Genomic DNA, 13325 nt, shown 5'->3' with positions numbered 1-13325 from the left:
TCCCGAGCGCGCCTTATTTCCATTATGGGGTAAATGATGGCATACAAAAAAATCGAGGTTGTTATCCCTCGGTCAAATCGGCCTGAAGATCACTGGCAACTTCAATCATCTTGGGGACAACCGCCTCATTCGAGACCGCTACATACAGATCGCCCATGTAATGACGGAACGGAATCTTGAGCTCGCCATAGCTCCACATGAAGAAATCTCCATCAATGGTCATGGTGCTCTCAGGTCCCTTTACTGTAAAAGACGGCGAATATTCAAAGTCCGGCTTGGACGCAAAGTATTGCTGGCATTCCTCTAGTGTAATCGTCAGTTCCTCTGTATTCTCTTGAAAGGATCTGGTAATACGAAATCGTTGACTCATGGCTATGCCTCCCGTTCATCTTGGTTCGTTCAGCTCATGCATGAGCTTGTTTACTTCTATATGTTGTTCCGTCAGCAGTCTCACGGGTAGTCCAATCGCTTCTCTTGTCTGATCAGCGACTTGATTTCTTCCGTTTCTCAAAGGATTGGTTGCGGTATTCATACTACCATAATCCCCGCCTAACTGACAAACTAGCTAGTTACTCGTTCATTGTCATCTCCCCTTCTCATTTGTCACTTTCATGCTAGCACGCCAAGTTTAAGGAAATAGAAAAAACCCGCGCAAGGCGCGGTTCTTACACTTTATAGCCAAGTGCTTTGGCTAATCGGCCTAAACCGCCCAACAGCACTTTTTGTACAAATTTAGGAGGACCGGCAATATAGCCGTCCATGGACGCCCATGCCGCGCCTAGCCAAAGCGGATTGCGGGGAAGCCCCTTCCGATTCATAAGCCCCTCCGTCTCCAGCTTATGTATCAGCTCGAACATGTGCCAGTGATTGCCCGGAGGACGAATTTCCTGACGCATAACGAGCAATTCGTCATCGTCCTTCCAGAATTGATGAACCTGGCGAGGCCATACGGATACGATGGAACCCGGTCCAGCCGCCATCACCTCTCCGTCCACCTTGAAGTGAATCGTCCCTTGCTCAACCATGAATCTCTCCGTCAGCACCGGATGCCAATGAGGCCCGTTGATCGCTCCCTTCTGGGTCATGCGATGCTCCACCAGCAAATATTCGCCATCTTGATCCCTACCCCAAGCCTTGCAGATAATGGTGCGACCGTCCGGATAACGCAGTTCTCTGTTCTTGGGCATTATTCCAGTCATACCGCTATCCCCATTGATCGATCAGCTGCTCCAGAAATTCCGCAAACGTCGGGGCATACACCTCAATAATGCCGTTCATCAAATCATAACGCATCACGTTAAATTCTTGCTGATCATTCACGAACGATGTATCGAAAAAATACAACTCATCCGAGTCCGGCACGAACAGGTCCAGCCTACCCGGGAATTGCTCCACCCAATCCTCATCCGCTAGATTAAGCCGATGGATATAGAGGATATCATCGTCGGCGATATCTCTAAACTCGGGAGGTGTAAGCGAAAGAATGGATCCGCCGTCAAGTCGGCCATTGCCATAATGCCGGAGCCACCAAAGATAAGATTGAGGCAGAGAATACCCCAGCTCCGCTTCCGCTTCGGTTATCCAGCCTTCTTCCACGCCGTGTCCTTGGAACCACTTAATCGATGTCGTTCGTTCCAGCTTCTCTACTAATCGCTCATACATCCATGCCAGCCTCCTTTTCTATCCTCTTATTCTATTATTCTACCCAAACGTTTCCAGTTGTTCAAATCGGCTTTTGACAGAACGTAATTCATCGGTTACTGCCAGCCCTTTTAATCATCGTCCTTGTTTCTATCTTTTCTGTCTCTTTTCTTGTGCTCACGCTGCTTCTTTTCTTTTTCTTTTTCTTTCTGTTTCTTGCGCTTCCGCTCTTCCTTTTCCCGATCTTTCTTTTTCTTCCTCTCTTCCTTATCCTTCTTTTTGTCCTTATGATCTTTGTCCTCATCCTCCGATTTCCCTGAATCCTGCTTAATCTTGTTCATGCCCTTCACGACAGGGAATGGAATCGCCGGCTGGTCTTGCAGCGCGCGGTTCATCAATTCCTTGAATACGAGAGCAGCAGCCTTGGAAGTGGTGGTCAAATAATGCTGGCTGTCCGGCTTGTCATACCCGAGCCAGACGGCGCCGACCAACTGTGGCGTATAGCCGACAAACCAGTTGTCTCTTGCCCCGCCAGCAACGCCCGGCATTTCGGTCGTGCCGGTTTTGCCCGCAACCTCGCGGCCTGCTAGCGCCGCTGCTTTGCCGCTGCCATGCTCCACCACGCCTTGCAGCATGGCGGTCATCGTCCCGGCAACCTCAGGAGCTACAGCTCTCGTCCCCGCTTCCTCCTTGCGCTCTGCGATGATGGTTCCGTCAGCAGATTCAATGCGCATGATGGCATGACTGCTCATACGATTCCCTTCATTAATGAATGCGCTGTATGCCTCAGCCATATGCTGCGGTGATACACCATGCTTCATGCCGCCAAGCGCCAGACCAAGCGTGCGATCCTCCGCTTCAAGCGGAATGCCGAATCGGGTCAACGCATCGATTCCCCGATCCATTCCCAGTTCATTCAGCAGCTTAACTGCTGGTATGTTATAAGACTGAATCAGCGCTTCATATAGCGTAACTTTGCCATGAAACCGGTTGTCCACATTCCTGGGCTCGTAGCTGCCGAAGCGTACCGGCTCGTCTAGAATACGGCTATCTGGCCGGAAGCCATTCTCTAGTGCCGGCGTATAGGAGGCAATCGGCTTGATCGTGGAACCCGGCTGCCTGCGTAATTGGACGGCGCGGTTGAAGCCGCGGAACGGCTGATCGCCTCTGCCGCCTACTATAGCCTTGATTCCACCTGTCTTGGGATCGATGAGAACGGCTCCTGCTTGTATAAGCTGATCGCCCATACTAGGAGGGAAGAGACTTTCAGTCTGGAATACTTGCTCGGCAGCCAGTTGCATGCCGGGATGAAGAGTCGTGAAGATTCGCAGTCCTCCGTGCAGCACATCGTTTTCGGTCAAACCGTACAAGCTGATCGCTTCACGAATAACTTGATCCGTATAATACGGGTATTGAATGGAATCCGTACGGTTCGGCCTGGATTCGCGAAGCGACAGAGCCTCGTTAAGAGCCTGATCATACGTTTGCTGATCGATATAACCTTGATTCTTGAGCAATAACAGCACAATGTTACGGCGTTCAACCGCCTGCTCCGGCCGCTTGTATGGGGACAATACAGAGGGCGCCTTCACCAATCCCGCCAGCAATGCCGCTTCCGATACAGTGAGACTGCCGACAGACTTGCCGAAATAAACCTCCGCTGCGCGCTTAATGCCCCATGCCCCTTCGCCAAAATAGACTTGATTCAAGTACATCGTTATAATTTCATTTTTGTTGTATTGCTCTTCGATTTTTTGAGCAAGCAGCACTTCATTCCACTTGCGCTTCAGCGTTCTCTCATGGGAGAGGAACACGTTTTTCGCCAGCTGCTGTGTAATCGTACTGCCGCCTTGAACGGTCTGACCAGCCGTTACATTCTGGATGAGCGCTCGCCCGATGCCCCAAATATCCATACCCTCGTGCTCGTAGAAACGCTTATCCTCCACAGCTACAATCGCATCAATCATATGCCTTGGAATCTCCTCGAAAGCGATAGATTCGATCTCGTTTAATGAAATAGTGATGGCCTCTTGCTCGTTCTCGTCGAATACTATTGTTGGTGCAGGCAAGGGTTGATCCAGCAACGCAACGTCCTGGGCGGACACGAGCATTCGAAGCCCGATCCAGCCGGATACCCCCAACAGCAGCAAGAACAATCCGAGCAGCAGGAGTCCCTTTTTCCATAATCCCCTTCTTCTCTTTTGCTTCGTTTTTTCTGCCTTACTCATGTCTGTAGTCCCCCCGTACTCATATCCTCATAGATAATCTTTCGTAAGAGAGTTCCGATTTGAGTCGTTCGGCCTACGCATCTTGGATATCCAGAATCCTAGTGAGAAATCACTATAAATGGTATATAATAGTAACCAACCACTGGTCGATCCCGCTTGTTTAAGAGACGATAACACTCTCGCGATGGATCTGAATAGTGGTTTTTTTGATGGAAACAGGTTTGAAAGATAATCATTCGGGGAGGGATAAAACGCACGATCCCTATGTCTAAGCATTAAAAGATTGAAGTACGACATTTCAAAGGAGGTTTTAGAATGATGAAGAGAGCTTTATTTATAGTGTTGACCGTATTTTTCACTTTTGCCGCTACGGCTTCAGCTGACAGCGGTTCCTTTACGATTGGCCCGTCCGGCACGTATGACTTGAGAGCCGGAATCCAGTGTTTCTCCACCACTTCATCTTGCGATGTGACCATTAAGCTGTACAGCACTAATTTCCTCGGTCAACCCTCATCCCTGATTCATCAGACAACCAGAAGCGTAACCGGCTTTTATACGGAACTGACCATTCCAGTCGGTTATTTGTCGGCAGGCTCTTATATCGCAGTATTCACGTACAGCAACTACAACTGCACGATGGATCATGTCCACCTCATGCCCGTAGCTTATCATTAAGAACTGCAGCTGTCGGTATGAATTAGCTTGTACACACGTGGCATGCTGACCATAAAAACGGCAAGAAGCCCTCGACTCGTCGCAGGGCTTCTCTGTAGCTATCCCCTTATAGCCGGGATAATGTGTTGCTTGATTAACGGCCATCTATCACTAGGATTGACCATGAATGAAGATGCGATCGCAATGACCAGATTTTCATCTGGCAAACAGCAGATCATATTGCCGCCATCGCCGATTGCAGAAAACGTACGGATGCCTTCTTCTTCGCGCAGCCACCACAGATAACCGTACTGATTCGGATTCATCGCCGTTGATTTCTCTATCCAGCTCTCCGAAATCACACCTGCATGGTTCCACTTACCGCGATTCAAATATAATTCGCCAAACCGGGCCATCTCACGGGGCGTAAGCGTCAATCCCCATCCTCCTGTCGAGTAATGGCCGGGATCATGTACCCAGCCTCTTACCTCGCTCCCGAACAGCTCTTCAAAGCCAAACGCCGTCATCCCATAATCCGGTATTTCGCTAATACCGATCTTACGGAATACATATTCATTGGCATATTCACGGGCGCTTTTGCCTGTGCTGCGCGTAAGAATGGCGGATAACAAATGCGCTCCTGCTGTAGCATATTTGAATGCGCCAATGGTTCCATTCTGACCGAGCATATCCAGCGCATACTTGACCCAATCGGACTGCATGCACATCTTGTCCAACGGCTCTTGCCAATCGGGAAAAGGATAAGGCGCTGTCATCGTAAGAAGATGTCGAATCGTAATCCGTCCCCTCTGTCCGTCCTTATCCGCACGGTCGAAGTCGTATTCAGGGAAGAAATCCAATACGTTTACATGTTCGTCTGGAATATCGCCTCTATCGATTGCGATGCCGATCAGGGCTGATACTACACTTTTGGTGACAGAGGCGACATGGTGCTTATCCTCCGGGCCATAGCCGTTGTAGTAGCTTTCATGGGCGATCGATCCGTTTCTAACCATTACGAGCCCGTTCATATTGCTATACTCTGATGTGACGACGGCACCGAGTCCCGACAATTTGTCCAGGTCCATATCCGTGCTTGCCGAGTCGGCGTGGCGCTCTTGTCCAATTGGCCATTCGTTGTGATTCATCCTGCTCCTCCTCTACGGAATGACGCCGATTATGATCCTATTACACGTACACTCGAGGTTACTTTTTTCTGACCGGAAAATATACCTCTGTTACAATGTCCGCTGGAACGGCAGACTCTGCGGGATTCGTCACATAGACTTCATAAGGTGCCTTCGATAATTCGAAACCTTCGTTCTCGATCCATTCCCGCAGTCTCGCGTGAACGGACGTCATCTCGGAATAGGGACCCCTAAGAACGGACTTTGCACACAAGCCGCCGGGAAAATCTCGTGTTCCCGTAACGATTTCCATAACAGGAATAGCAAATTCAGTATCGTTGCCTGCCGGATTAAACTCCGGGCTGTGATAGATCGTGATGGGCGTACCCAGCAGTGTAAGCCCCTTCTTCGCCACCTGCTCGTAGAGCCTGCTAAAGTAAGGGCCATATCCTCCCGCATAATCCTCGACGCGCAGCAACTGCCGTGTATACAACAGATTCATCGGCGGCGTCTCCACTAGCTGCACTTCGATATGTTCCAGATAAGCCATCATCGGTATGCCATTCTCCAGTTGTACCGCATCTCGTTTCATTTGCTCCATTGTATAGGCATATGCGTCCATTTTCTGCTGCAGCTCACCGATCTTGCGTTGCAGGGCGCGACCAACCCTCTCGTCGGCTTGGTCCTCTTCCCATTCCAGCAATGACCTAATTTCGTCAAGTGAAAAATGATACGATTTCAGACGATTAATGAACAGCATTTTTTTGAGCTGCCGAATGGAATAATACCGATAGCCGCTCTCCGGATTAATCTCTTCCGGATGAATCAAGCCCACTTCCGCATAATAGCGCAACGTTTTGGTCGATACGCCGCATATTTTCGAAAACTCTCCGATTGAGAGCATCTGATCACCTCCATTCTATCCCTCACTGAACGGACAACGGTATTAATGAATTCCGGCTTTGCTCAGTTCCAACTATGCGCTTTGCCCTAAGGGCAAAGTCAACAGCCATTGGCACGCCCTCCCATCATCATTCCTTGCAGGCTAAAACTAAAAAAAGCCGCGTTCAACGCGACTTCATATAGAAGAAATGTTATGAGCTATGACTGAATACGATACGACTTCTTCTCTTAAACTAGCATCAAGATCAATGTGTCGATAAGAAATACGATGGAAATTGTGCCGCTGACGACAAACAATGCCCCGCCTACTTTATAGCTAACCGATGCTCCGAAATGCCCGGGATACTTTTTAGAAAGGAGGACCGCCGGTAACCAAAAGATACATGCCGCCATAAAGGGATAATGAAAGCCCGTTTCCCCACCGTGTACCTATAGTATATCAGAAAGGAAATGGATAATTAAGGTTTTATGCTGATTGTTGACGGCTGCGATACACAATCGGGAGGTGTCGATCATCTAAACGTCATCACGATACAAAACTGGCTTTAACTGCTGCTCAACGGCGTTATAGATCGGTGCTTTATGTTCATTTTTAATCTCCTTTACGTTAGCCAGCTCCACAAGGTTGATGGTTTTCAACAGATGTTGGTTGTGTGGCAGTTGCCACTACGTTACTTAGTCTGCCAGTCTTCTTCTGTCAAGTCTGCGACTACAGCTATTGCCGATTTACTGCCTGATGCTGCGGCGTAAATCAACTGTGACGGCATGACATATGCGGAGTCTCCTGCAGCATATATCCCATGCATCGTGCTCCTGCCCATCTCATCGGTCACTATGCCGCCGCTTGCGGTCGTGTCATAACCTAGCGTATCGTCAAATTGCACATGCGGCACCATAACAGGAGATATAAAACCTCCGCTGCGAGCGATTGCCGTCCCGTCCGCAAAGCGCACTTGCTCCAGCCTGCCGTCCTGTCCGGTTAATGCTGCAATCGGCGTATCGATAATCTGAATTCCTTTTGCCGTAATTTCCTCCCGTTGCTCAGCATTTAATTGACCACGTCCATTCGTACAAAGAACCAAATCTTGACTCCAGCTCAGCAGCAGCTTCGCCTTATGATGCAAGTCTGACATCTCAGAAATGACCACCAACGGCTGATCCCGAAGCTCCCAACCATCACAGAACGGACAATTGAACAGACTTTTCCCATACAGATCAAGTATGCCTTCAATTTCGGGCAATATTTCCTTCAAGCCGCCAGCGAGAATGACCTTGCGCGCATGCAGCTGCTCGCCTGAGGATGTGTGAATGACAAAGCCATGCGCGTCCTTCTCCATTCGTGTTGCCTCATCCTGCCAATGACGAACCGTCGGATAACTCAACACTTCTTCATAAGCGATGCGGCGAAATTCGGCCGGTGTAACGCCATCTCGTGTAATAAAGCCATGAGAAGCATGCGTTACGCCGTTTCTAGGCTTGCTGTTATCAAGAAGCGCTACGCTCTTCCTCGCTCGGCCAAGCACCAACGCAGCATTTAATCCGGCAGGGCCGCCGCCTACTATTGCACAATCATAATTTGTCATCATCATCATTCCTCCATATTTTCGATTGAAAGACTTTGTAGATATTTTATGTCTATAATTAAATCAAATAAGTGGCAATGACCCTCATACATGGGCCAATGCCGGTTGATGTTGGCATAAATTTCGCTTAGCATCATGAAATGCCGCTGAATCGTTTCCTTGCGACATCGATCATTTTCGTGTTTTTCAGATGTTGCTCCATACCTTCTTCAGCCTCCAGCATAACCCCATGAATCAAGCATTTGGAATCTTCGCTGCCGCAGCATTCGAATAAGGATGCGGTGCCTTCTACAGCATGAATGATATCCAGAAACGAGATATCCTCCCGCTTGCCTTTCAATCTGTATCCGCCATGTGCTCCCGATGCCGATTCAATTAAGCCCGCTTTCACTAGCTTGGTCAATATCTTCGAGAGATAAGTAGGCGATACGCCTTGTTTGTCGGCAAGCTGCTGTACGCCTAACGGACTGTTCGGCTCAATCGCAATCATATACATCATCGTATGGAGCGCATAATTCGTTGCTTTGGAATATTTCATAAGTCTCACCCTTCATCCAATCAAAGACTTCATGTGTCTATAATAACTTTGATTTATTACAGTGTCAACCTTTCCCTTTCGATTGATCCCATTACGTTTGACTTGCCCATCTTTTGCTCAAACAAGCGGCAATCGATCCAGAAATAGAAATAGCGGTACTGGGATGACCTCCCTAGTACCGCTATGCCTTTTAGTTTGACGCTATTTTCATTAAACGTGCTGTCTCGATTAAGGACGCTGGTCTGCTTTGAAGAGGGCACTATGGAGATGAGTTCCCTATTTTAGAACCGATGCACTGAATATTTGCTGCAGCATAAGCGTAGCTGCGCCTTGGAGAGAGCCTTTGTCGCCGAAGGAAGCCGGAATGATGCGCTCCTGACGGAACGGCAGCGGGAACGGGAATGCCTCCATCGCCTCTTTCACCCCACTCATGAATCGCGGCGAGCTATTCATCCACCCTTCTATGATGATCACCTCTGGACTGACAAAGTTGCCTGCGCTAGCCAGCATAAAGGTTGTCACATACTGCACCTTATCGAAGATCGGCTTTAGCCATTCCTCGCCAGCATTGTAGCGCTCCATCACGTCGTCGAACGTAGCCGGGACTGTAACCTCGCGCTTTTGAGCTAAGGTCTGGCTTTTCTTCAATATATAAGGGCTCGTCAATACGGTCTCAATACAGCCAACCGCTCCGCATGTACACTTCTCGCCGCCGGGATCGACCGGGATATGCCCTATCTCGCCAGCTGTACCCTGATATCCTGCATAAATAGCTGAATCGATAATAATGCCTGAGCCGATACCTTCATTAATAGTCAAATAGACAATGTTGCTGATTCCCTTGGCCGCACCGGAATAAAACTCTGCAAATGCAGCCGCATTAGAGTCGTTCACCAGCTTCACTGGAATATTCGGGTAGGATCTCGCAATATGCGTCTTTACGTTAAACTGCTTTAATTGCAAGTAACGGGACACAAGTACGGTCTCGCCGCTTGAATCAATAATGCCGGGTGTAGAAACGCCAATTCCTTTTATAAGCGACAAATCGACACCAGCCGCATGCCGTATGCAGTGGTCAAGCGCCTCGTCGATTTGAGAGGCGATCCCCTCATTGCCCTTCTCGATCTCCGTCTTGTATTCCGCAATACATTGGCCATGCAAATTCATGATCGCGCATCTCAAATATTGATTGCCGAAAGACAGTCCGATGACATAGCCGCCATCCTTGTTGATTTGCAGCGAAATCGCTCTTCTGCCGACACCTGTCGTCTGCTTCTCACCCAGTTCTTCTACCAGCTTCAACTGAATCAGCTCTTCGATAAGCGCGGACACCGTCGTAGCGCTCAGCCTCGTCAATGTTGTTAGTTCCGCCCTCGTCCGCATGCCTTCGCGATGGAGCAGATTCAGAATCGTCGCCATATTAATTTCTTTCATAAGCTGAAGATTGCCTTTCACCTGCACCCAAACCTATCCTTTCACCGACTGCGTGTTTCCTATATTTTAGCATAATAGACGGGCCAGACATAGCGTATCCTCAGGGAAGGGGAGTTGAATCGGCTCCCCCCTTCTTACAGCTAACTAAATATTATCCGCTTGCCGAATGGACAGATTTCGGTAGTTTTGCACCACTGCCTGCACCTGTGCCGGCGTCAGAGCCGTGTTTTTGGCATGATAGACCCAATCTACGTCCATCTCATACGTTCTCGGTGTCGAAGTGCCCATCAGTTGCTCTGCCATAAACCAGAGGTTGAAGTTGATCGACATATTGGTTCTCGGATAATATTTGCCGCCGTGCGTGGACAGCAGACTGCCGTCCAAGTAATATTTCACTTCGCCCCCGGAGACGACCATGACCAGTGTATGCCAGCCTGTGTAGTTGCCCACATGCGCGGAATACAGATTGTCTTTGCTCCACGGACTGTTGCTGTACGTGTACCAGGATGTATTCCACATCGCTGGCTGCGAGACGCCCCATCCGCCATTGGCTAACAATTCGAAGTCAAGCTCGCTGTACAACGGATCGTTATCATAGCGCAGCGCGGAGATCGTAAAGAACGTCTCTACAATACCGTCGCCATCCGGCCCTGAGATGGGAGCATCGGTGAAGCGTACTCGCGCCGCATAGGTGCCTTCCCTAAATTTCATGGAGGAGGTATAGATCTCTGCCTGGCTGGTGCCCGCTCCCGTACCGTTCGTGCTCGCCTTCAGACGCATAATCCTGTTGCTTGCAAGCGAGGCGTCGTCATGGAACGAAATATTGCTGGCGGACCAGGACGTACCAACCGGACCTGGAGCTCCTGACCCTGTACGGATTACCCAGTTATGAAGTCCGATATTAGAGTCAAACGGCCCCGAATAATTGAAGTCATTGAACAGTGCATGCGTAACGACTGGAGGCGTAACGCCGCCTGAGCCCTCGCCCCAAACCTCTACTTCAACGTAATGATTGTAGATGTTGGCACTGCTGCCGTTCGAATACAGCCGAACATATCTGGCATTGACGGCAGAGAAGTCGATCGTTTTTCCGGCACTGCTCTCGCTGTATTCTGCATGGCTGCCGAAGCCTAGTCCTGCGCTGTTGTTGGTATCATTGTTGAATACCGTCGTGACTCCGCCGCTGAAGCTGGCGTCGTTAGACAAGCGAACTATAACGTCGCGATACGTTCTGCCGTCTGCAAAGTAATGCCACAGTTTCACCTGATTTAACGAGTAGCTTTGTCCCAAATCGATCTGTATCCATTGCAGGTTCTCGGTCACGCCTACATAATTATCGCTGCTTTTGTTGCCGTCCGTCACAATCGAAGGACTTCCCGTGATCGGCTGGCTTGCCGTTACGGATTTGCCAGCTGCCAGATTGCTCGGCGCTGCATAAGATACCTCTTTGTAAATCGGCGTCCCAAGCAGCAGCAAGCTCATCACCAGCACCATCAGACTCCATCTTCTAACGCTCCATCGAGTGTTCCAACTTAACATTGCACAACCGCCTTTCGAAAGTGTAGGTTTTACAACAGTTGAATCCACTTGCATCTGCAATTCGTGATGCCGTGCTCCATGCCCTGGCTTACCTCACTCTCATGCAATCCCCCCTCTCGGTACAAGCCGTTCAGCCAGTGCGATTAGCGAATAATCCGAGGTAGAACACAGCAGCGCCTGGCTTGCTTGCTCCGGCAGTACTCCTGTGTCATAAGGATTACGGAGAATGACTGCAAGCAACGGCTTATGCTGCGCCAGCGTATGAGCTAGCTGTGCTTGTCCTTCGAACAAATGCGCATTAATCGTTCCCTGTATGACAGCATCAAAACCTGCCGCATGATCGGCAACCCGTTTCTGTTCATTCACATCCGGATTTTGCGATATGGAGATCTCTGTCAAGTGAATGCCGCGGTCGGCCAACAATCCAGCAAGTGGCAGTCCCTTGCCATCCGAATTGTCCGCTTTGCTTTGTCTCTCCAGCTTCGGAACGACGAGCAAGTAACGCTTGCTCTTCAGCAAAGGAACCATCTGCTGTGGATCAACCGCCAGCTTCACCGTCTCCCTGGCGAGCGCAAGGATGCGTTCCTTCCACTGCTCTCGCGGAACAGGCGATGCCGATGCGCGGTAAGCGGCCATCCTGGCTTGCAGTTCTTCGATTCTGGTTATCGATTCGTCAATCCGCTCCTCCGGAATTACACCATCTCTAACCGCTCTCACGATTCCAGACATCACATCATTCTGAAAGTGCGGCGTATGGCACATTACAATCATGTCATTGCCGGCCAAGACAGCCATTACTCCAATCTCGGCAGGCTCGTAATTGTTCTTAATGGCACCCATCTCGATATCATCGGTGCAGATGACACCTTGGAAGCCCAACTTGTCCCGCAGCAGTTCCGTGGCGAAGTAACGGCTGAGCGAAGCTGGCCATCCTTGCGATTCCGGGATATTAGGGAACACGATATGAGCCAGCATGATTGAATCGACTCCCGCATCAATGGCTTTCCGGAACGGGATTAGCGGTCCCGCAATCAGCTCTTCAATGTCCAGTTCACAGGTTTGCAGCTCGATATGAGAATCCCCGCTAACTTGTCCGTGGCCGGGAAAATGCTTGGCTGTGCAAGCCACTCCCGCCTCATGCATGCCCGCAATATAGGCAGCGCCCAAGCGTGCGACCGTGTCTGAATCCTCGCCGAACGACCGTATGCCGACCACCGGATTGTCAATGCTCGTATTCACATCCAGCACAGGCGCCCAATTCATCGGTATACCGATTGAATACAATTGGCTGCCAATCAGCTTCCCATGCTCATGAGCGATACGCTCGCTCTCTGCCAGTCCAACAGCCCGGTTGCTAGGCACATAGGGGAAAAATGCCTTCATATTGGATAGGCTCCCGCCCTCTTCATCGATTGACAGGTAATATGGCTTTGCTTCATGTTTGGCAGCCGTCAACCGATCAGCCGACGCAACCCAATTCTCTAGCTGCGCTTCCGATTCGATATTATGAGGAAAGATTCCAAGTCCGCCAAAAGGCATTGCAACGAATCTCTCCGTCGTCTCCGCGTCTATCCGAGTGCTCGGTACGCCAATTACACACATGCGCGCAACCTTCTCTTCGAGGCTCAATCTGTTTTTGCCAGAGGGTTGTTCAACCCGTTCAGCCGTTTCCATACAC

12 protein-coding genes are annotated in these 13325 nt (G+C 49.8%); 1 reads left to right on the top strand and 11 read right to left on the bottom strand.

The window, feature by feature from the left end; all coding sequences use genetic code 11:
- Positions 1 to 61: 61 nt before the first annotated feature.
- The 4 genes from DX130_RS07060 to DX130_RS07045 all read right to left on the bottom strand — a co-directional run bounded on the left by DX130_RS07060 (position 62) and on the right by DX130_RS07045 (position 3869).
- Complete coding sequence (locus DX130_RS07060; protein ID WP_116043924.1) at positions 62 to 370, bottom strand: hypothetical protein; 309 nt, start codon at positions 368 to 370, stop codon at positions 62 to 64.
- A 295-nt stretch (positions 371 to 665) separates the two neighbouring features.
- Positions 666 to 1199 (bottom strand): cupin domain-containing protein, encoded by a 534-nt coding sequence (locus tag DX130_RS07055; protein WP_240644331.1) that lies wholly within the window; start codon positions 1197 to 1199, stop codon positions 666 to 668.
- A 4-nt stretch (positions 1200 to 1203) separates the two neighbouring features.
- Positions 1204 to 1662 carry an SMI1/KNR4 family protein gene (locus DX130_RS07050; RefSeq protein WP_116043923.1) on the bottom strand — a complete coding sequence of 153 codons (459 nt, stop codon included), beginning with the start codon at positions 1660 to 1662 and terminating at the stop codon, positions 1204 to 1206.
- Positions 1663 to 1772: 110 nt separating this feature from the next.
- The gene (locus tag DX130_RS07045) at positions 1773 to 3869 is read right to left on the bottom strand and encodes a transglycosylase domain-containing protein (RefSeq protein WP_116043921.1); all 2097 of its coding nucleotides are present in this window, start codon (positions 3867 to 3869) and stop codon (positions 1773 to 1775) included.
- Between the two features lie 315 nt (positions 3870 to 4184).
- Between DX130_RS07045 and DX130_RS07040 the strand changes: the two genes are divergently transcribed.
- Complete coding sequence (locus tag DX130_RS07040) at positions 4185 to 4544, top strand: hypothetical protein (RefSeq protein ID WP_116043919.1); 360 nt, start codon at positions 4185 to 4187, stop codon at positions 4542 to 4544.
- 98 nt (positions 4545 to 4642) lie between these two features.
- Here DX130_RS07040 and DX130_RS07035 read toward each other — a convergent pair whose 3' ends face one another.
- The 7 genes from DX130_RS07035 to nagZ form a co-directional block, all read right to left on the bottom strand.
- The gene (locus DX130_RS07035; RefSeq protein ID WP_116043918.1) at positions 4643 to 5671 is read right to left on the bottom strand and encodes a serine hydrolase domain-containing protein; all 1029 of its coding nucleotides are present in this window, start codon (positions 5669 to 5671) and stop codon (positions 4643 to 4645) included.
- A gap of 58 nt (positions 5672 to 5729) precedes the next feature.
- Positions 5730 to 6554 carry a MerR family transcriptional regulator gene (locus tag DX130_RS07030; protein ID WP_116043916.1) on the bottom strand — a complete coding sequence of 275 codons (825 nt, stop codon included), beginning with the start codon at positions 6552 to 6554 and terminating at the stop codon, positions 5730 to 5732.
- 670 nt (positions 6555 to 7224) lie between these two features.
- Complete coding sequence (locus tag DX130_RS07025) at positions 7225 to 8139, bottom strand: NAD(P)/FAD-dependent oxidoreductase (RefSeq protein WP_116043914.1); 915 nt, start codon at positions 8137 to 8139, stop codon at positions 7225 to 7227.
- 130 nt (positions 8140 to 8269) lie between these two features.
- Positions 8270 to 8674 (bottom strand): RrF2 family transcriptional regulator, encoded by a 405-nt coding sequence (locus DX130_RS07020; RefSeq protein WP_116043913.1) that lies wholly within the window; start codon positions 8672 to 8674, stop codon positions 8270 to 8272.
- A gap of 276 nt (positions 8675 to 8950) precedes the next feature.
- Positions 8951 to 10135, bottom strand: a complete 1185-nt coding sequence (locus DX130_RS07015; RefSeq protein WP_116043911.1) for an ROK family transcriptional regulator — start codon at positions 10133 to 10135, stop codon at positions 8951 to 8953.
- A 117-nt stretch (positions 10136 to 10252) separates the two neighbouring features.
- Positions 10253 to 11647: a galactose-binding domain-containing protein gene (locus tag DX130_RS07010; protein WP_165861185.1), complete on the bottom strand. Its 1395-nt coding sequence runs from the start codon at positions 11645 to 11647 to the stop codon at positions 10253 to 10255.
- A 99-nt stretch (positions 11648 to 11746) separates the two neighbouring features.
- Positions 11747 to 13321, bottom strand: a complete 1575-nt coding sequence (nagZ, locus tag DX130_RS07005; RefSeq protein ID WP_116043907.1) for a beta-N-acetylhexosaminidase — start codon at positions 13319 to 13321, stop codon at positions 11747 to 11749.
- Positions 13322 to 13325 lie beyond the last annotated feature (4 nt).

It is taken from the genome of Paenibacillus paeoniae (assembly GCF_003388735.1).
GTDB classification, from domain to species: domain Bacteria; phylum Bacillota; class Bacilli; order Paenibacillales; family Paenibacillaceae; genus Pristimantibacillus; species Pristimantibacillus paeoniae.
The sequence above is the reverse complement of the archived record's forward strand: the minus strand, read 5'-3'. Positions and strand labels throughout refer to the sequence as shown.

Coding starts and splice junctions, on each gene's coding strand:
- DX130_RS07055 (WP_240644331.1), bottom strand. CDS start 1,199: ATGACTGGAATAATGCCCAAGAACAGAGAACTGCGTTATCCGGACGGT.
- DX130_RS07020 (WP_116043913.1), bottom strand. CDS start 8,674: ATGAAATATTCCAAAGCAACGAATTATGCGCTCCATACGATGATGTAT.
- DX130_RS07025 (WP_116043914.1), bottom strand. CDS start 8,139: ATGATGACAAATTATGATTGTGCAATAGTAGGCGGCGGCCCTGCCGGA.
- nagZ (WP_116043907.1), bottom strand. CDS start 13,321: ATGGAAACGGCTGAACGGGTTGAACAACCCTCTGGCAAAAACAGATTG.
- DX130_RS07060 (WP_116043924.1), bottom strand. CDS start 370: ATGAGTCAACGATTTCGTATTACCAGATCCTTTCAAGAGAATACAGAG.
- DX130_RS07035 (WP_116043918.1), bottom strand. CDS start 5,671: ATGAATCACAACGAATGGCCAATTGGACAAGAGCGCCACGCCGACTCG.
- DX130_RS07040 (WP_116043919.1), top strand. CDS start 4,185: ATGATGAAGAGAGCTTTATTTATAGTGTTGACCGTATTTTTCACTTTT.
- DX130_RS07045 (WP_116043921.1), bottom strand. CDS start 3,869: ATGAGTAAGGCAGAAAAAACGAAGCAAAAGAGAAGAAGGGGATTATGG.
- DX130_RS07010 (WP_165861185.1), bottom strand. CDS start 11,647: ATGTTAAGTTGGAACACTCGATGGAGCGTTAGAAGATGGAGTCTGATG.
- DX130_RS07050 (WP_116043923.1), bottom strand. CDS start 1,662: ATGTATGAGCGATTAGTAGAGAAGCTGGAACGAACGACATCGATTAAG.
- DX130_RS07030 (WP_116043916.1), bottom strand. CDS start 6,554: ATGCTCTCAATCGGAGAGTTTTCGAAAATATGCGGCGTATCGACCAAA.